Consider the following 17,192-nt stretch of genomic DNA (forward strand, 5'->3'; position numbering starts at 1 on the left):
GAGAATCCTATTCCGGAACGATCTGCTATTCTAAAGTCTGCATATAAAGACTGGTTATCTGGAGCGCCTTTAATACCGACCCATTGCGTCAAACCGTTCGCTCTGATTTTTAAATTGTCTCCAATACCTGCATAGGTTGGTGATACCACAAAATTATTGTCTGCTAAATATTGCGTAAAAACAGGCAAGTTCAACTCTTGACCATAACTTTTTATGATGATCAAGAGAAACAGATATATGATTGATTTTTGCATTTGCATAATTTTTAATTTAGAGGATTAAACCACTAATTTGTTATCTGTATAATGTAAAATGTCCTACGAATTGACGATTATCTTTTTTATCATTAAGTCTTATAGCATACCAGTAATCACCTGAAGGTAATTCTGCTCCATTATACCTACCGTCCCATTTCTGTCCTGCTCTTAGATTTGCTACTTTTCTGCCATACCTGTCAAAAATATCATAGGTTAAGTCTTTATACTGTGATGTACATCCTGGTCCCCATTCGTCTAAATAGCCATCGCCATTAGGGGTGAAATAATTGGTAATACACACATCTATAAATTCAAAGTATCTCGTTGCACTTGCTATACAACCGTTACTATCAGTTACCGTAACCGTATAGTCTCCAGAATTATATATAAAATAGCTCTCTGTACTTCCAAATGATTCGGTAGTAGATGTTGTTAGATTTGTTAACTCATATTCATAAATACCAGATCCTCCAGCAGTTGTTGCTACAATTTCGTTAAGGTCGCCGTCGGCAATAGCTATTTGTAATGCATCAAACTGTTCTACATCAAAACTGATTACTTTTTCACAGGTATTGGTATGTCTTACATAAATAGTATGGTTTCCTGGTATCACATCATTAAACACACTGCTGGTCTGATAGACACCACCATCCAATGAATAATCTATATCCGCAGTATCAACCGTACTATTGTCTACATACACTGCCACTGTATTACTTGATGCATCTGTATTGGTTGTGCAATATTCTATTTCAACTTCAGCATTAATCAACACAGACTCTGGGAAGGTAATATTCCATTCAGATTCACAGCCTTCATTATCCCTCACATAAACAACATGATCGCCACCTTCTAATCCTGTGAAATCAAATTGTGTTTGACCTAAGATTCCTATGGTATAAACGCCATTAATATCGTCCAGACTCACACTGTAAGGCTCGGTTCCTCCAGTAATATCAATACTAAACTCACCATCCATATCACCAGAACAAACTTCTGGAATTAATGATCCTGTTACTATTGAAAGGAATAACGGACTTGGTTCAGTAATAGTAACCGGGAAATACACAAAGCATCCCAATTCATCCTGTACGATAATATCGTATGTTCCAGGAGCAAGATTATCAAACGTCGATGTTTCAAAAAATTGATTCAATTGAGGTGAAATAGCATACTGTATCGTTCCAGTTCCACCAGAAGCATTTATTTGCAACAATCCATTATTAGATCCGTTACAAGTCACATCGGTAGATAAGAAACTTACAGTTAATGGTAATGTAGGTTCGGTAATAGTAATTGGCGCAGAGGTTGTAAAACAATCTCCACTATCCACTCTTACCTGATAGGTTCCAGCAAAAAGATCGGTAAAAACGCCCGGACTGTTTTGCACTGCTCCCGGTATATTTGTTCCTGAAGCATCTTGTAATGTGTAAATATAATTTCCTAAACCTCCTTGAGCCTCAGCTACTATAACACCTGTATTATCTCCGGCGCAATTAATAAAAGCATTGGTTGCATCTACAGTCACAACTAAAGCTGGTAATGGATCTATCTTAATTTCATTAGATACCTCAGCAACACAACCATTGGCATCTCTTACGTAATATACATACGTTCCGGGTGCTACCGTAATGGTTGTTGATGACACGAATGTACCTAGAGATCCTCCAGTGAAATTTATATTATCACTATAAGAATATACCCCTGTTCCTCCTGTAGCACTTAATGTAAGTGTCGTTCCAGTTAAACAGGTTTGTGATGTTGTTTTTACTAATTGTGATTGCACTACAGTTGGTTGCGCTATCACAATAGGTGCAGATGTATATGAGCAATTATATCCATCCGTTATGAGCACATTATAAGTTCCTGCTCCTAACCCACTAAATACTGGAGACGCCTGAGGTCCCGAAGCACTTGCTGAAGGTAATGAAGTAAGAAGTGTATAAGAATAATTAGTTCCTTCACCACCTGTTACACCACTTACAGTTATTGTTGCACTGGTATCTCCAAAACATGATAATAAATTTGTACTTGCTATTACTGTAGCATTAATTGGTGCTGGTATTACTAATGTTACATTTTGAGAAACAATACACCCACCGGCATCTCTTGTATTTACGGTATAATTTCCTGCTGATAAGTTTGTAAACGTTCCATTAGCAGAATATGCAACTGTAGCTGTACCTGTTAACTCATATTCATAAGATCCCCAACCACCACTGGCAAGAGCCGTTATGGTTCCTTTATCATTGGTACAGGTCACATTTGCCGTTTCTGTTGCAACCAGTGTCAACGGTTCTGAAGGCGATGCAATTGTAATAACGTTCGAACTTGTTGCACAAAATGGACTGGCCGTTTCAGTCACTAATACTGAATAGTTTCCACCAGACAGACCTGTTATTGGTTGTGGATTTAACAAAGTAGTATTACCCGTTCCTGCTAAAACTGAAGCTCCTAAAATATCAAATACTTCATAGTTATAAGGTCCTGCATAACCACTGACATTTATTTCTAAAGTACCATCGGTATCTCCAAAACAAGTTACCGCAGTTGTAGGCGCTGCCACCACATCAATAAGATCAAATGGCGCCACTGTAAATGCTGAAGTTGCTATGGTACATCCAGTTGTTAAATCATTCACCTGGAAATAATAATCTCCGGGTACTGTAACGCTAAATATATTTGAAGGCTGAGCTATCCCACTTGGTAACATTTGATACGTAAAAGTACCTGAACCACCAGTGACAGTTATTGCCACTGAACCTGAATTATTACAATCAATTGGTGTTGCAATCCCTACTGTTGCTGCTGTTAGCGTTGGCAACGGTAAAATTGAAACAGTATTAAAGGCAATACATCCATTGTCATCTTTTACATAGATGTCAATATTTTGAGGTAGTCCCGTGTCAATGATATCAAAAATATTACTACCTAAATAGTTTATTCCGTCTATACTGAAAGTGTGAGGTGCTGTACCTCCTGCTTCCGTAATAGTTAATGTGGATGTATTCACAGAATTATCAGCTGCACAACCAAATTCTGTTGCTACTCCTGAAACTGCTAATAATGCAGGTTGTGTTACTGGAACTATCGCAGGTGTTGAACATCCTCTTCCAGAATTCACTTGAACTGTATAATTTCCAGCTACTAATCCTGCGAAAATATTGGAGTTTTGTGGTCCAAAAACGATTGGACCTGCCGTAATTTCATATGTGTATATAGGATTATCATTACTTGCTGATAAATTTACAGTGATGATACCATCATTGCCTCCATTACAACTTACATCATTTACTGAAGTAGTAAATGTTACCGGTGTTGCAGCTGATAATGTTACGGGAACATCTTTTGAACATCCTGTAACTGTATCTGTAATTGTGATGGTATACGGTCCTGATGGAACACCTGAAATCACATTACCAGATATTGATCCTGCGCTTGGGCTTATTGCATACGTATAGACTCCAGAACCTCCTGCGGGAGCTACTGTAATAATGCCATCGTCATCAGCACAGGTTGGTAATGCTGTAATTGTTGGTGTTAAATCTAAAGGCGGATAAATCGTTACAGCCGTTGGACTAACTGCAGTACAACCATTTCCATCTTTTACAGTTACGAAATATGTACCTGGTGTTAAACTTGTAAATGTTCCACTAGTCTGATAACCTGTTCCAATTGAATAGGTTAAAGGTGCAATACCTGCACCACCTGTTATTGTAAAAGTATAAAGTGATCCTGTTAAGTTACATTGATTTGAAGCTAAAGCTGGAACCGTTACCGTTGGTAATGGATCGGTAGCAATAACTATATCAATTTGAGTGGTACATCCATTGGCATCCATAACCCAAACATCCCAATTCACATTGACTGCTGGATCTAATACTGCACTAGCACTAGCTGTATAATCTGAAGCTATTGGTGCAACTAAGTTTTGTACAAATGCGTATGTATAATTTGGTGTGCCGCCGCCTGCTGTTACACTGACTTGTGCTCCAAAATTACAATTCGCATTAATATTTGTTGTCTCAACAAGGGTTAATACGGTTGGCTCACTAACGGTGATGGTAACTGTATCTGTACATCCTGTTGTTTCATCTGTTACTACAATAATCTGATCTCCTATTGGTAATCCTGTTAAACTAATAGTTGCTGCTGATTGTCCAACTACTGCTGGTCCTCCATTAATGGTATAACTATAAGTTCCTGTAAAATTTGAAACTGTAAAGTCTACAGCACCGTTTGAACCTCCATTACAACTAACATCATTTACTAAGGTTCCTGAAACGGTTATATTGATTACCGGAACTACGGTATATGATTCTTGATAAGTACAGAAATTAGCATCTGTTACTTCAAATACATAAGTATCTGGAAGCAATCCTGTAAAGATTCCTGTATTTAATCCTGTTACATTTCCTGTGGCACTTGCTGGTGATATGATAGCATAACTTAATGGCCCAACACCATTGGTGGTAGTTAGGGTAACATCACTTGTCAATGCTAAACAGGTTACTGCTGTAGATACAAAACCTAAATCCGTTGGTGGATCTAAAGCTGGTACATTAAAAGTTATTGCTGCTGGAATAAGACAGCCATTAGCGTCTTTTACATAAGCCGTTACTAATCCTGAACTATAGGTAGTATAGGTATTTATTGATGTATAATTTACTCCGCCATCAAAACTATAGGTATAGGGTGCTGTTCCTCCACTGCCTGTAACAGTTACAATAGCTGCTTGTGTGGCGTTTCCTGCGCCACAGGTTAAGCCTTGTGTCAACACTATCGTTCCTCCTACTATCGCAGGTTCTGTAATAGTTACTGTAGTTGCAGGTGAAACACAATTTTTACTGTCCATAACAACAACATCATATAGTCCTGCTGACAACCCATTAAATACATTGGATGTTACAAAAGGTGCTCCGTTAATACTGTATTGATATGGTGCGATACCATCAGCTGCTGTTACTACTATACTTCCGTCTGCGCCTCCATTACAACTCACATTTGTTTGTGTATAGGTAAGTGTAGGTGCTGTTTTGGGGGTAACTATAATGATATTAGATTCTGATTGACATCCTTGTGAATCCGTTACTCTAAACTGATAAGTACCCTCTAAAGTAGCTGTATAAGGTAATCCTGCTATAGCTCCATAACCTCCACTATTATAATCCACTTCATAAATAGTATAAACTCCTGTCCCTCCACTTGCTGTTAAAGTAATACTCGCATCAACTGTACAGGTTAAATCCTGAGTCATATTAGCATCTAATAACAATGGTGGTTGTACATCATAAGTGGTTGATACTATACAGCCGTTGCCGTCTTTTATACTAACCGTGTAACTACCCGCCGCACTAATGGTAAAGGTGTCTCCTGCCTGATAAGCACCCCCTATACTATAGGTAAGTGGCGCTATCGCTGTTCCAGTTCCTTCTGCCAATGTAATACTGATTGGCGAACCTGTAAAACATTGTGGCGCTATTGGATCTATCGTTGGTAATGGATCGGTAGCAATAACTATATCAATTTGAGTGGTACATCCATTGGCATCCATAACCCAAACATCCCAATTCACATTGACTGCTGGATCTAATACTGCACTAGCACTAGCTGTATAATCTGAAGCTATTGGTGCAACTAAGTTTTGTACAAATGCGTATGTATAATTTGGTGTGCCGCCGCCTGCTGTTACACTGACTTGTGCTCCAAAATTACAATTCGCATTAATATTTGTTGTCTCAACAAGGGTTAATACGGTTGGCTCACTAACGGTGATGGTAACTGTATCTGTACATCCTGTTGTTTCATCTGTTACTACAATAATCTGATCTCCTATTGGTAATCCTGTTAAACTAATAGTTGCTGCTGATTGTCCAACTACTGCTGGTCCTCCATTAATGGTATAACTATAAGTTCCTGTAAAATTTGAAACTGTAAAGTCTACAGCACCGTTTGAACCTCCATTACAACTAACATCATTTACTAAGGTTCCTGAAACGGTTATATTGATTACCGGAACTACGGTATATGATTCTTGATAAGTACAGAAATTAGCATCTGTTACTTCAAATACATAAGTATCTGGAAGCAATCCTGTAAAGATTCCTGTATTTAATCCTGTTACATTTCCTGTGGCACTTGCTGGTGATATGATAGCATAACTTAATGGCCCAACACCATTGGTGGTAGTTAGGGTAACATCACTTGTCAATGCTAAACAGGTTACTGCTGTAGATACAAAACCTAAATCCGTTGGTGGATCTAAAGCTGGTACATTAAAAGTTATTGCTGCTGGAATAAGACAGCCATTAGCGTCTTTTACATAAGCCGTTACTAATCCTGAACTATAGGTAGTATAGGTATTTATTGATGTATAATTTACTCCGCCATCAAAACTATAGGTATAGGGTGCTGTTCCTCCACTGCCTGTAACAGTTACAATAGCTGCTTGTGTGGCGTTTCCTGCGCCACAGGTTAAGCCTTGTGTCAACACTATCGTTCCTCCTACTATCGCAGGTTCTGTAATAGTTACTGTAGTTGCAGGTGAAACACAATTTTTACTGTCCATAACAACAACATCATATAGTCCTGCTGACAACCCATTAAATACATTGGATGTTACAAAAGGTGCTCCGTTAATACTGTATTGATATGGTGCGATACCATCAGCTGCTGTTACTACTATACTTCCGTCTGCGCCTCCATTACAACTCACATTTGTTTGTGTATAGGTAAGTGTAGGTGCTGTTTTGGGGGTAACTATAATGATATTAGATTCTGATTGACATCCTTGTGAATCCGTTACTCTAAACTGATAAGTACCCTCTAAAGTAGCTGTATAAGGTAATCCTGCTATAGCTCCATAACCTCCACTATTATAATCCACTTCATAAATAGTATAAACTCCTGTCCCTCCACTTGCTGTTAAAGTAATACTCGCATCAACTGTACAGGTTAAATCCTGAGTCATATTAGCATCTAATAACAATGGTGGTTGTACATCATAAGTGGTTGATACTATACAGCCGTTGCCGTCTTTTATACTAACCGTGTAACTACCCGCCGCACTAATGGTAAAGGTGTCTCCTGCCTGATAAGCACCCCCTATACTATAGGTAAGTGGCGCTATCGCTGTTCCAGTTCCTTCTACCAATGTAATACTGATTGGCGAACCTGTAAAACATTGTGGCGCTATTGGATCTATCGTTGGTAATGGATCGGTCGGTAATTGTAAATTCAACACAGATTGAATACATCCATACGCATCTCTTACATAAATATCATAATTACCTCCAGTTAAACTGAACGAATTAGCACTAGCCCAATTAGCTGGTACTATAGGTCCACCTGTTGGTACAACTTGATATTCATATGGTGCAGTACCATCCTGTCCAATAGCAGTAATTACGCCTAATTCATTACAATTCTCATTTCTAGAAACAGATGCAGTAAGCGCTAAAATAAAGGCTGATTCTGTGATATTAACAGGTGAAGTTACTACACTACAACCGGCATTAGTAGCCCCTACATCTTCGGTTACTACGACTATATAATTACCTGTAGGTAATGGTCCTAAATTCGATACTGTTAAAGTTCCACTTGCTGGAACCGTACCGGAACCAGTAATACCGGTTGTAACCAATGATAATGAATCAAAGATTTCATAAGTAACATCAGTTGTAGCAAGATAACTACTAGTGATATCAAAACTTATATTTCCATCAGAACTTCCTGTACAAGTAATGTTATTTGACGAAGATGCACTCGTAACTAATGTTGAATTTGTAGGTACCGGAACTGTTGATGTTTCATAATAATAACAATCGGTAAGTTCATCATATACAATAAAGGTATAAGACGCACCCGGTATTAAATTAATAAATGTGGTTTCCTCACTTCCAACAAAACTTTCATCTTGCCATGGAAAAGCCGTTGGTCCAACATAAGTCATACCAGGGCCAGTATAAATTGCAAAATGATATGGTCCGCTACCCGCTAAAGGGGCTCCAATTTTAACTGTTGCTGAACCTCCAGTAGAACAATCCGCTGGTGGTGAGATTACAGTAATATCTAAATCATTAGGTGGTGACGCAACTAAAACATTTTGAATTAAAAAAGAACAACCATTGGCATCAACAACAAGAATTTCATATAATCCGAAATCAACTACGTTAAAAGCAAATGAAGTAGAACCTGTTGCATTTAGCTCTGAATTTGAATAGCCATTAGAACTTGAAACGAAATAGTTATATGGGGCGGTTCCTCCAGTAACACCATCAATAATTATAGCTCCTTGTGATAAGCCTGGCCCAATACAAGTAACAGGATCGGCATGATATAGCACGTTAATTGTTGTTGGTTCTGAAATGGTAATTGGGAATGTGTCTATACATCCTTTGGCATCAGTTACTCTTATAATGTAGTCTCCAGCAGTTAATCCAGACGTTTGTGAACCATAATTTTGTGCTGTGGTTGTATTAAATACGTTAAATAAAAATGGACCTAATCCCTTTGTAGGATCAATAATAATTTGAATAGCAGCTGTTGCTTCGCCATTACATGCAATTGGTTGTATTTCAATAACATTGATAATATCAGGATTTACGATGGCATTTGTTGTAATTACATTGGTTTCTTTAGTACAACCATTGGCATCTGTAATTTCAAACTGATAGGTATCTGCGGCGGCAGCGTTATACGTAAATGATGCTCCAATCATAGGCGTAGAAACACCATATGCTCCCGCACCTATTTTTACTCTATATGTATAAGGCGCATTTCCTCCAAAAGCTGTAACATCAATAGCTGCAGTTGTTGGAACTGAACATGTTAAATCTTTTGTTAAAAGAGCACTTGCATCTAGCGGTACATACACTATAGTTGCTGTAGGACTGATGGCGGTACAACCATTTTTGTCTTTAATAGTAACAAAATAAGTTCCAGGTACATTAACCGTAAATGTTGGGCTCGCTTGATACGAAGCACCTCCATTGATACTATATGATAGTGGTACTAATCCTGTTCCTGTAGCTGTAAAGGTAAAGCCTGTTGTTACAGTACATTGATTGGATGCTAACGGTGGTGTGGTTACTGTTGGTAAAGCATCTGCAATGATGGTAACCGGATTCATGGTAATACAACCATTGGCATCTTTTACATATACATCCCAAACTAAATCTGTAGCTGAATTGGTGTCTACAGTGATCACACTACTACTTGCATAAGCTCCCGGCGCTGGTGCTGCTGATCCAGTTACTACTGCGGCATACGTATAACTTGCAGTTCCTCCTAATGGATTTACCGTAATTTGTGAGTTATCTTCTGAACAGTAGACGTTTGTCGAAGTTGCTGTGAATGTTAATCCAACGGCAGGTTCAGTTATTATAATGGTCGCATTGGCTGTACATCCTGTAATATCATCTGTAACTTCAATAGTATAGGTGTCAGCTATTAAATTAGTTACATTAATTGTGTTTCCTGCTTGAACTAAAGTTCCCGCTCCACTGGTTAGTGTACTTGTATAAGTGCCGGCATATCCAGATACTGTATATTGTATCGCTCCTGTATTATCCCCAAAACATAAGACGTCACTTAATTTTAAACCGGTAACTGTAATTGGGGTAACTGGTGCTACAATATATGATTCGGTATAATAACAGCCATTAGCATCAGTCACTCTAAATACATAAGTTCCTGGTGTTAATCCTGTAAATACATTCGACCCTTGTTTTCCAACTATAATTGGTGATGGGGCAATGGTTTCATATTCCAATGGTCCAACGCCATTTGTTGCTGTTAAAGTCACTGTTGATGCGGTCGCTAAACAAGTAACGGCTGTGGATGCAAAGGCTAAATCTGTTGGTGGATTTAATGCCGTTAACGTAATGTTTTGTAATGCTGTTAAACAGCCATTAGCATCTCTTACTACATAAGTAAATGTTTGATCTGATCCGTTATCATTAACTGTTAAGGTATTACTAGAACTAAAAGTTGCCCCACCATTAAAACTATATTGATACGGCGCCGTTCCTGTTGTTGGAACAGCTATAGTTATTACGGCTGATTGTTTCGTATTAGTCGCACTACAACTAAATGCAGTGGCACTTGCTGTGGCTACTAAAACCGTTGGCTCTGTAATGACTACCGTAACACTAGAGCTACAGTTTTTACTGTCTCTTATATAAAACGTATGGGACCCTGCTGCTAATCCTGTAAATAAGGAAGTCCCTACAAACGTTACATTATCATCACTATAAGTATAACCGCCTGAACCGCCTGATCCAACTAATTGTACTGAACCATCTGAAACGCCATTACAACTTACTTGCGTAGTTGTCCCTGTTACTATAGGGTTAGTTATTGGATCAATCGTGATGGTACTCGTAGACGTACAACCATTAGTATCAGTAATCACAAAAGTATAACTATCTACATTAGCTAGAGACACTGAATATGTAAATGTTGGTCCTGCAATTGGCGCACTTGGTGCACTTGGTGCTCCAGCGCCTTTTTGAACCGTATAGGTAAATGGTGCATTACCTCCTGATATAGTAACCGTAATTACTGCATCCGGTGACGCTGAACAATCTAATTCTTTGGTGACAGCTGCCAATGAAGTTAATGGTGCATACACTATAGTTGCTGTAGGACTGATGGCGGTACAACCATTTTTGTCTTTAATAGTAACAAAATAAGTTCCAGGTACATTAACCGTAAATGTTGGGCTCGCTTGATACGAAGCACCTCCATTGATACTATATGATAGTGGTACTAATCCTGTTCCTGTAGCTGTAAAGGTAAAGCCTGTTGTTACAGTACATTGATTGGATGCTAACGGTGGTGTGGTTACTGTTGGTAAAGCATCTGCAATGATGGTAACCGGATTCATGGTAATACAACCATTGGCATCTTTTACATATACATCCCAAACTAAATCTGTAGCTGAATTGGTGTCTACAGTGATCACACTACTACTTGCATAAGCTCCCGGCGCTGGTGCTGCTGATCCAGTTACTACTGCGGCATACGTATAACTTGCAGTTCCTCCTAATGGATTTACCGTAATTTGTGAGTTATCTTCTGAACAGTAGACGTTTGTCGAAGTTGCTGTGAATGTTAATCCAACGGCAGGTTCAGTTATTATAATGGTCGCATTGGCTGTACATCCTGTAATATCATCTGTAACTTCAATAGTATAGGTGTCAGCTATTAAATTAGTTACATTAATTGTGTTTCCTGCTTGAACTAAAGTTCCCGCTCCACTGGTTAGTGTACTTGTATAAGTGCCGGCATATCCAGATACTGTATATTGTATCGCTCCTGTATTATCCCCAAAACATAAGACGTCACTTAATTTTAAACCGGTAACTGTAATTGGGGTAACTGGTGCTACAATATATGATTCGGTATAATAACAGCCATTAGCATCAGTCACTCTAAATACATAAGTTCCTGGTGTTAATCCTGTAAATACATTCGACCCTTGTTTTCCAACTATAATTGGTGATGGGGCAATGGTTTCATATTCCAATGGTCCAACGCCATTTGTTGCTGTTAAAGTCACTGTTGATGCGGTCGCTAAACAAGTAACGGCTGTGGATGCAAAGGCTAAATCTGTTGGTGGATTTAATGCCGTTAACGTAATGTTTTGTAATGCTGTTAAACAGCCATTAGCATCTCTTACTACATAAGTAAATGTTTGATCTGATCCGTTATCATTAACTGTTAAGGTATTACTAGAACTAAAAGTTGCCCCACCATTAAAACTATATTGATACGGCGCCGTTCCTGTTGTTGGAACAGCTATAGTTATTACGGCTGATTGTTTCGTATTAGTCGCACTACAACTAAATGCAGTGGCACTTGCTGTGGCTACTAAAACCGTTGGCTCTGTAATGACTACCGTAACACTAGAGCTACAGTTTTTACTGTCTCTTATATAAAACGTATGGGACCCTGCTGCTAATCCTGTAAATAAGGAAGTCCCTACAAACGTTACATTATCATCACTATAAGTATAACCGCCTGAACCGCCTGATCCAACTAATTGTACTGAACCATCTGAAACGCCATTACAACTTACTTGCGTAGTTGTCCCTGTTACTATAGGGTTAGTTAAAGGGCTAATAGTTATTACATTTGATTCAGATTGACATCCTCTGGCATCTGTAATTTGGAATTGATACGTTCCATCTGTAAATGTAGTATATACAAATGGTGATCCAGTTGCTCCTAAAGAACTATAAGCACCTCCATTAATTGAGATGGCATATGTAAACGGCGAATACCCACCAGTTATGGTACCAGTTATTACAGCATCCGGTGATGCTGAACAATCTAATTCTTTAGTTAAAACAGTGTTTACCGTTAATTGAGGAGCGATAGTTTGTGCCGGTAAAGTAACGATACATCCATAAGCATCTCTTACTATGATAGTATAATTTCCAGGTGTTAAATTTGCAAATATATTGCTTGAACCAAACGGTCCTCCGTTTATGTTATATTCATAAGGTGTAATTCCTCCTGCTGCAGTTACTTCAAGTGTTGCACCATTAATAGGATCAAAACAATAATCCGATACGATTGCTATAGAAGCTGTTGGCGCAGTTGGAGTACTTAAACTAAATGTCACGATTTGTACACATCCTTTTGAATCAGTTACTGTTGCTGCATACGTTCCAGGTTGTGACAAATTTGAAAAGGTATTGCTACCTTGAGCCGGTAATATTGTGGTGTCTGGTTGTGTCAGTGTATAACTATTTCCTCCCCAACCGCCAATGGCATTAATAACCACACTTCCATTCGCATTACATGTAAGAGGTGTAACGGTAGTTGTTAAACTCAATGCAGTAGCAGGTGAATCTATGGTAACAGAAGCTGTTGCCTGACAGTTTGTTGTTGTATCAGTAATAACAACCGTGTATGTAGCTGCAGCCAAACCTGTTAAATTGATTGGTGAACTTCCTGCAATTGAAGCACCTCCATTAATAGTATAGGTAAAGCCCGTTGAGCCAGAAACCGTAAATCGTGCTGCACCATCTGATGCTCCAAAACAAGTAATATCATTAATCTTTTGACCCACAACCGTTAATGCTGGTAATGGTACAATGGTATAAGGTTCACTATATGTACAATCATTGGCATCCTTTACTTCAAAAGTATAAGTACCAGGAGCTAAACCTGCAAAACTTGTTGAAGCTTGGTAAGCTGTCGCTGAAGCTACCGGAGATACAATGCGATACTCTAAAGTCCCTACACCACCTGTTGTTGAATTAATTGTAACAACCGAAAGATTAGTTGGACAAGTTAATGGTGAATTGCTAAATGATAAATCAGTTGGAGGATTTAAAGGAGCTATTATTATGGTATTCGTATTAACAGTACATCCGTTAACATCTCTTATGGTTGCAGTATAATTACCGTTTGTTAGTCCTGAAAATGTATTTCCTGGCTGAAACGTGACACCATCAATACTATAAGCATAAGGACCATTTCCTCCTGAAACTCCAGAAATGGTAATCGTTCCATTGGTGATACATGTATAAGGTGTAGTTAAAGTAGCCGTTCCAATAATTGGAGCTGTTGGATTAATTGTTATCGTTTGAGGTGTGGTTAAACAAACATCTGATCCAATAGTATATTCTAACACTACATCATAAGTTCCAGCAGCTAATCCGTTAAATATTGGTGAATTAACAAAAGTGGCTCCATTATCAATACTATAGCGTAAACTGTTGCCATTAGCATTGGTTACGTTAACACTTATAGAACCTGTATTACCAGAATTTGCGCATAAAACATCCACTTTTGCAGTATTAAATACAGGGGCTGGTGTTGCGTTTACTGGTATTGAAACAGTTGTAGTACAGTTATTAAAATCTACAACTGTGATATTATATACGCCGGCAGTTGGCACGGTAAATATCGGCGAGTTCTGATAAACTGATGCGCTATTTAAGTCATAAACATAAGGCGGTGTACCTCCAACTGGAAAAACAGTTATTTCCCCGTCCGTGCAGGTTAATGGTTTTGTAAGTGCTGCAGTTGCTGTTAATAATGGTGGATTTATAAGTTCAATATTTCCTGAAGAACTACATCCGTCATCAGTAGATACTGTATAGTTATAAATTCCGGGATTAAGGTTTGCAAAGGTATAATCACTCGCAGTTATTGGTCCAACACTGTTAATTAAAGTTCCTCCCTGGAAGAGACTGTAATAATACTGCGGCAACGCATCATTAGCAGCTAGTTTTATGGTACCCTGACCCCCATTGCAATATGGCTGAGTAACAAATGTTGAAACTGTAAAATTTCTATTTCTAACGTATACACGAGGTGTTTCAAAAATACATGGATTGGTATCAACACCTATTTGTCTAATATAAATAATGTAATAATTAGGCGTGTTAACCGTAAATACATTACCAGCCTGGTAATTTATACCATCTATACTGTACTCATAACCACCAGGAACACCACCAACGGTTATTTCCCCGGGAGTGTTACATATAATATCTTTAGCTGTAGCGGTTGGGTTTAATAAGTTTTGATACACATTAAAGTAAAAAATACTGAAACATCCACCTGTATAATTAATAACAACCCTGAATTGTCCTGCAGTATTTGATAAATAATTAGGTCCTGAACCTACTTGATTCCATATACATGTATCATTTTCATTGGCGCAATTATCCACTGTTGAAGCGGCACAACTGTTTTCGTCCAATTTTTCCCAAATAATAGAAGAGGCATCACTAATACCTGTATTTATGGATCTAGTGGCATTGGCCCCACATAAAAAGATGTTAGGTAAAACTTTACCATCGTTTGGACAAATTGGATTTGAATCAGCAAAAGGGATCACAGGATTTGTAATGGTATTTCCATAAGGAACCACTGTTATTTCTTCCTGTATGGATATACATGTTGATAAGGTTGTATTTTGAACATAATACGTTCCTGTTGAAGTTGCTGTATAGGTCTGTTCTGTACCTATTACCGGCGTTCCGGTTGGACTAGTAGACCAGGAATAAGTATCGTAACCATCTGCTGCAGTCAAAACCACACTTGAACCACATAACACCTCATTTTTTGCGAAGGTACAATTAGATATATCTACTAAAAAATTGGTAGGAGCCGGAGTCCCTAAACAGGTAACAGAATCAAAACTTCCTTCATCTTGAATTATTGTGGGGTTTATCAAACCGCTATAGGTGGCAAAAGCCTGATTCCTTATTTCGTTGGAACAAGCCTGACTTAAGGCATAACATTCAGAAACGATCTTTACCGCTATGCGTATTTCAAAAATAGGATCATTAATTTCAACAGAAGAATTTGGAATATTAAAAATAAGTGTTCTTGTTATTGGGTCATATGATTGTAATGTTGCACCTCCAGAGCTACTTAAATCAATATCTGTTAATGGATCAAAAATAACATTATCAGGAAGTACATCTTTGATAGTGAATTGAGTCACATTATCATTACCTACACTTTGATAACTAATTTTATAAAATAAGTTCTGGCCTAAGGTAACATCAGCGCCATCAATATTATTGCCAGCAGTATCCAGGACAATTTTTGTTAGGTTAATGTCTGGGGCAATTATATCTACCGCAAACGCACTGAAAAAAAAGAATATTGGATCAGCTTGTCCTCTTGCGACTTGTATTGCTAATTCGGCTGAGGTAGCATTATTTTTAATATATGCAGGATTTCCTGAATAAACATCCAAGAAACCAGTATCATAACCTAATGTGTTCGACCCAAACGGGTTTCTAGGAAATGTAATACCGTTTCCGTTTTCTATAACAGAACCAAAAAAATTATTAGTAGGCCTTAAAGGTGTTGTAATTTCCTTATTATTTATTTCAAGTTTATTCGCTTTTTTATTTTTGTCGGTATCAAAAGCAGCATAAGCAATTTGAAAATCTACAGGTCCTGATTGTGGTGTATTAAAACCTGAAATAGGAATTGTTTGAACACGCCCCGAAGACAAATGGGCAAATCCATCAAAACTAGAGAATGATTTAGTTGTAAGATTAGGATCTTCATAAATTACGTATAGTGTCCAACCAGCAGATAATCCTGTCGTAGCATTTAAACCTAAACTAGATCTTACATTTGCTACCGTAAAAGTCCCTTCGAGATTTGACACACCTGATAGCAAAGATGTCACATCGGCATAACAGGCGTATGGAGTATTTCCAGGCTCATTTGGAAGTGAAACAATCGGGTTTGCAATGGCATCATAAATAACCTCACCAGTTATATCATTATATACGGTACTACCAGGTAATTTAATTTTAACCTTATTGATGTCTGCTCTGCTTCCACTTTGAAGCATAGCCCCCCAATATAATGCTGCGTAGGATACCCTGTAACAAGTTGTAGGACTACCATTTTTTTGCGGTGGGATTAAAAGGTCTGCACTACTTGAACTAAAAGTTGAGGCATCAGTATCAATATCTATATATTGCATAGATATATCCTGATTATCCTTAGTATCATCATTAAATGGAAGATTGTCTTTTCCCAAAATATTATTCCCAATGACAAGCATACTTCCCTTTACATCTATCTTATTCCTAACAGAAAAAGGCTTGTAAGTTTGAGCATAACTTTCAAGACATGCGAATATAATTAAAGCAATAAGTGCTAATTTAGCAGAAGTAGTTTTTTTCATGATAATTATATTTAGCATATCTTTTATTATTAAGGGCTTTCAAAAAGAAATAACACTTGTTATCAGACATTAAATCTCATATATTGTAGTCTTTATACTACTTTATAATAATTTAATCTAAATTTAATGTATTTTAACGGGATAAATATCGTAAAAAATTTCTAATAAATACAAGAAAAACAAAAAAAATATGCACTTCATCTATTTTTTTTGCCTTTAAACGATAAAAGTTTATTTTGTATGGTAGATTT

2 protein-coding genes are annotated in these 17,192 nt (G+C 37.8%); both read right to left on the reverse strand.

Going from position 1 to position 17,192, the window contains the following annotated elements; genetic code table 11:
* Positions 1–254, reverse strand: a 254-nt coding sequence (locus tag V8G56_RS15820) for a type IX secretion system membrane protein PorP/SprF (RefSeq protein ID WP_395439437.1), incomplete at its 3' end; no start/stop codon positions are given.
* Between the two features lie 40 nt (positions 255–294).
* A complete protein-coding gene (locus tag V8G56_RS15825) occupies positions 295–16,941 on the reverse strand; it encodes a T9SS type B sorting domain-containing protein (RefSeq protein ID WP_395439438.1) in 16,647 nt (5,548 codons plus the stop codon).
* Positions 16,942–17,192 lie beyond the last annotated feature (251 nt).

The organism is Gaetbulibacter aquiaggeris, assembly GCF_044003965.1.
Classification (GTDB): Bacteria; Bacteroidota; Bacteroidia; order Flavobacteriales; family Flavobacteriaceae; genus Yeosuana; species Yeosuana aquiaggeris.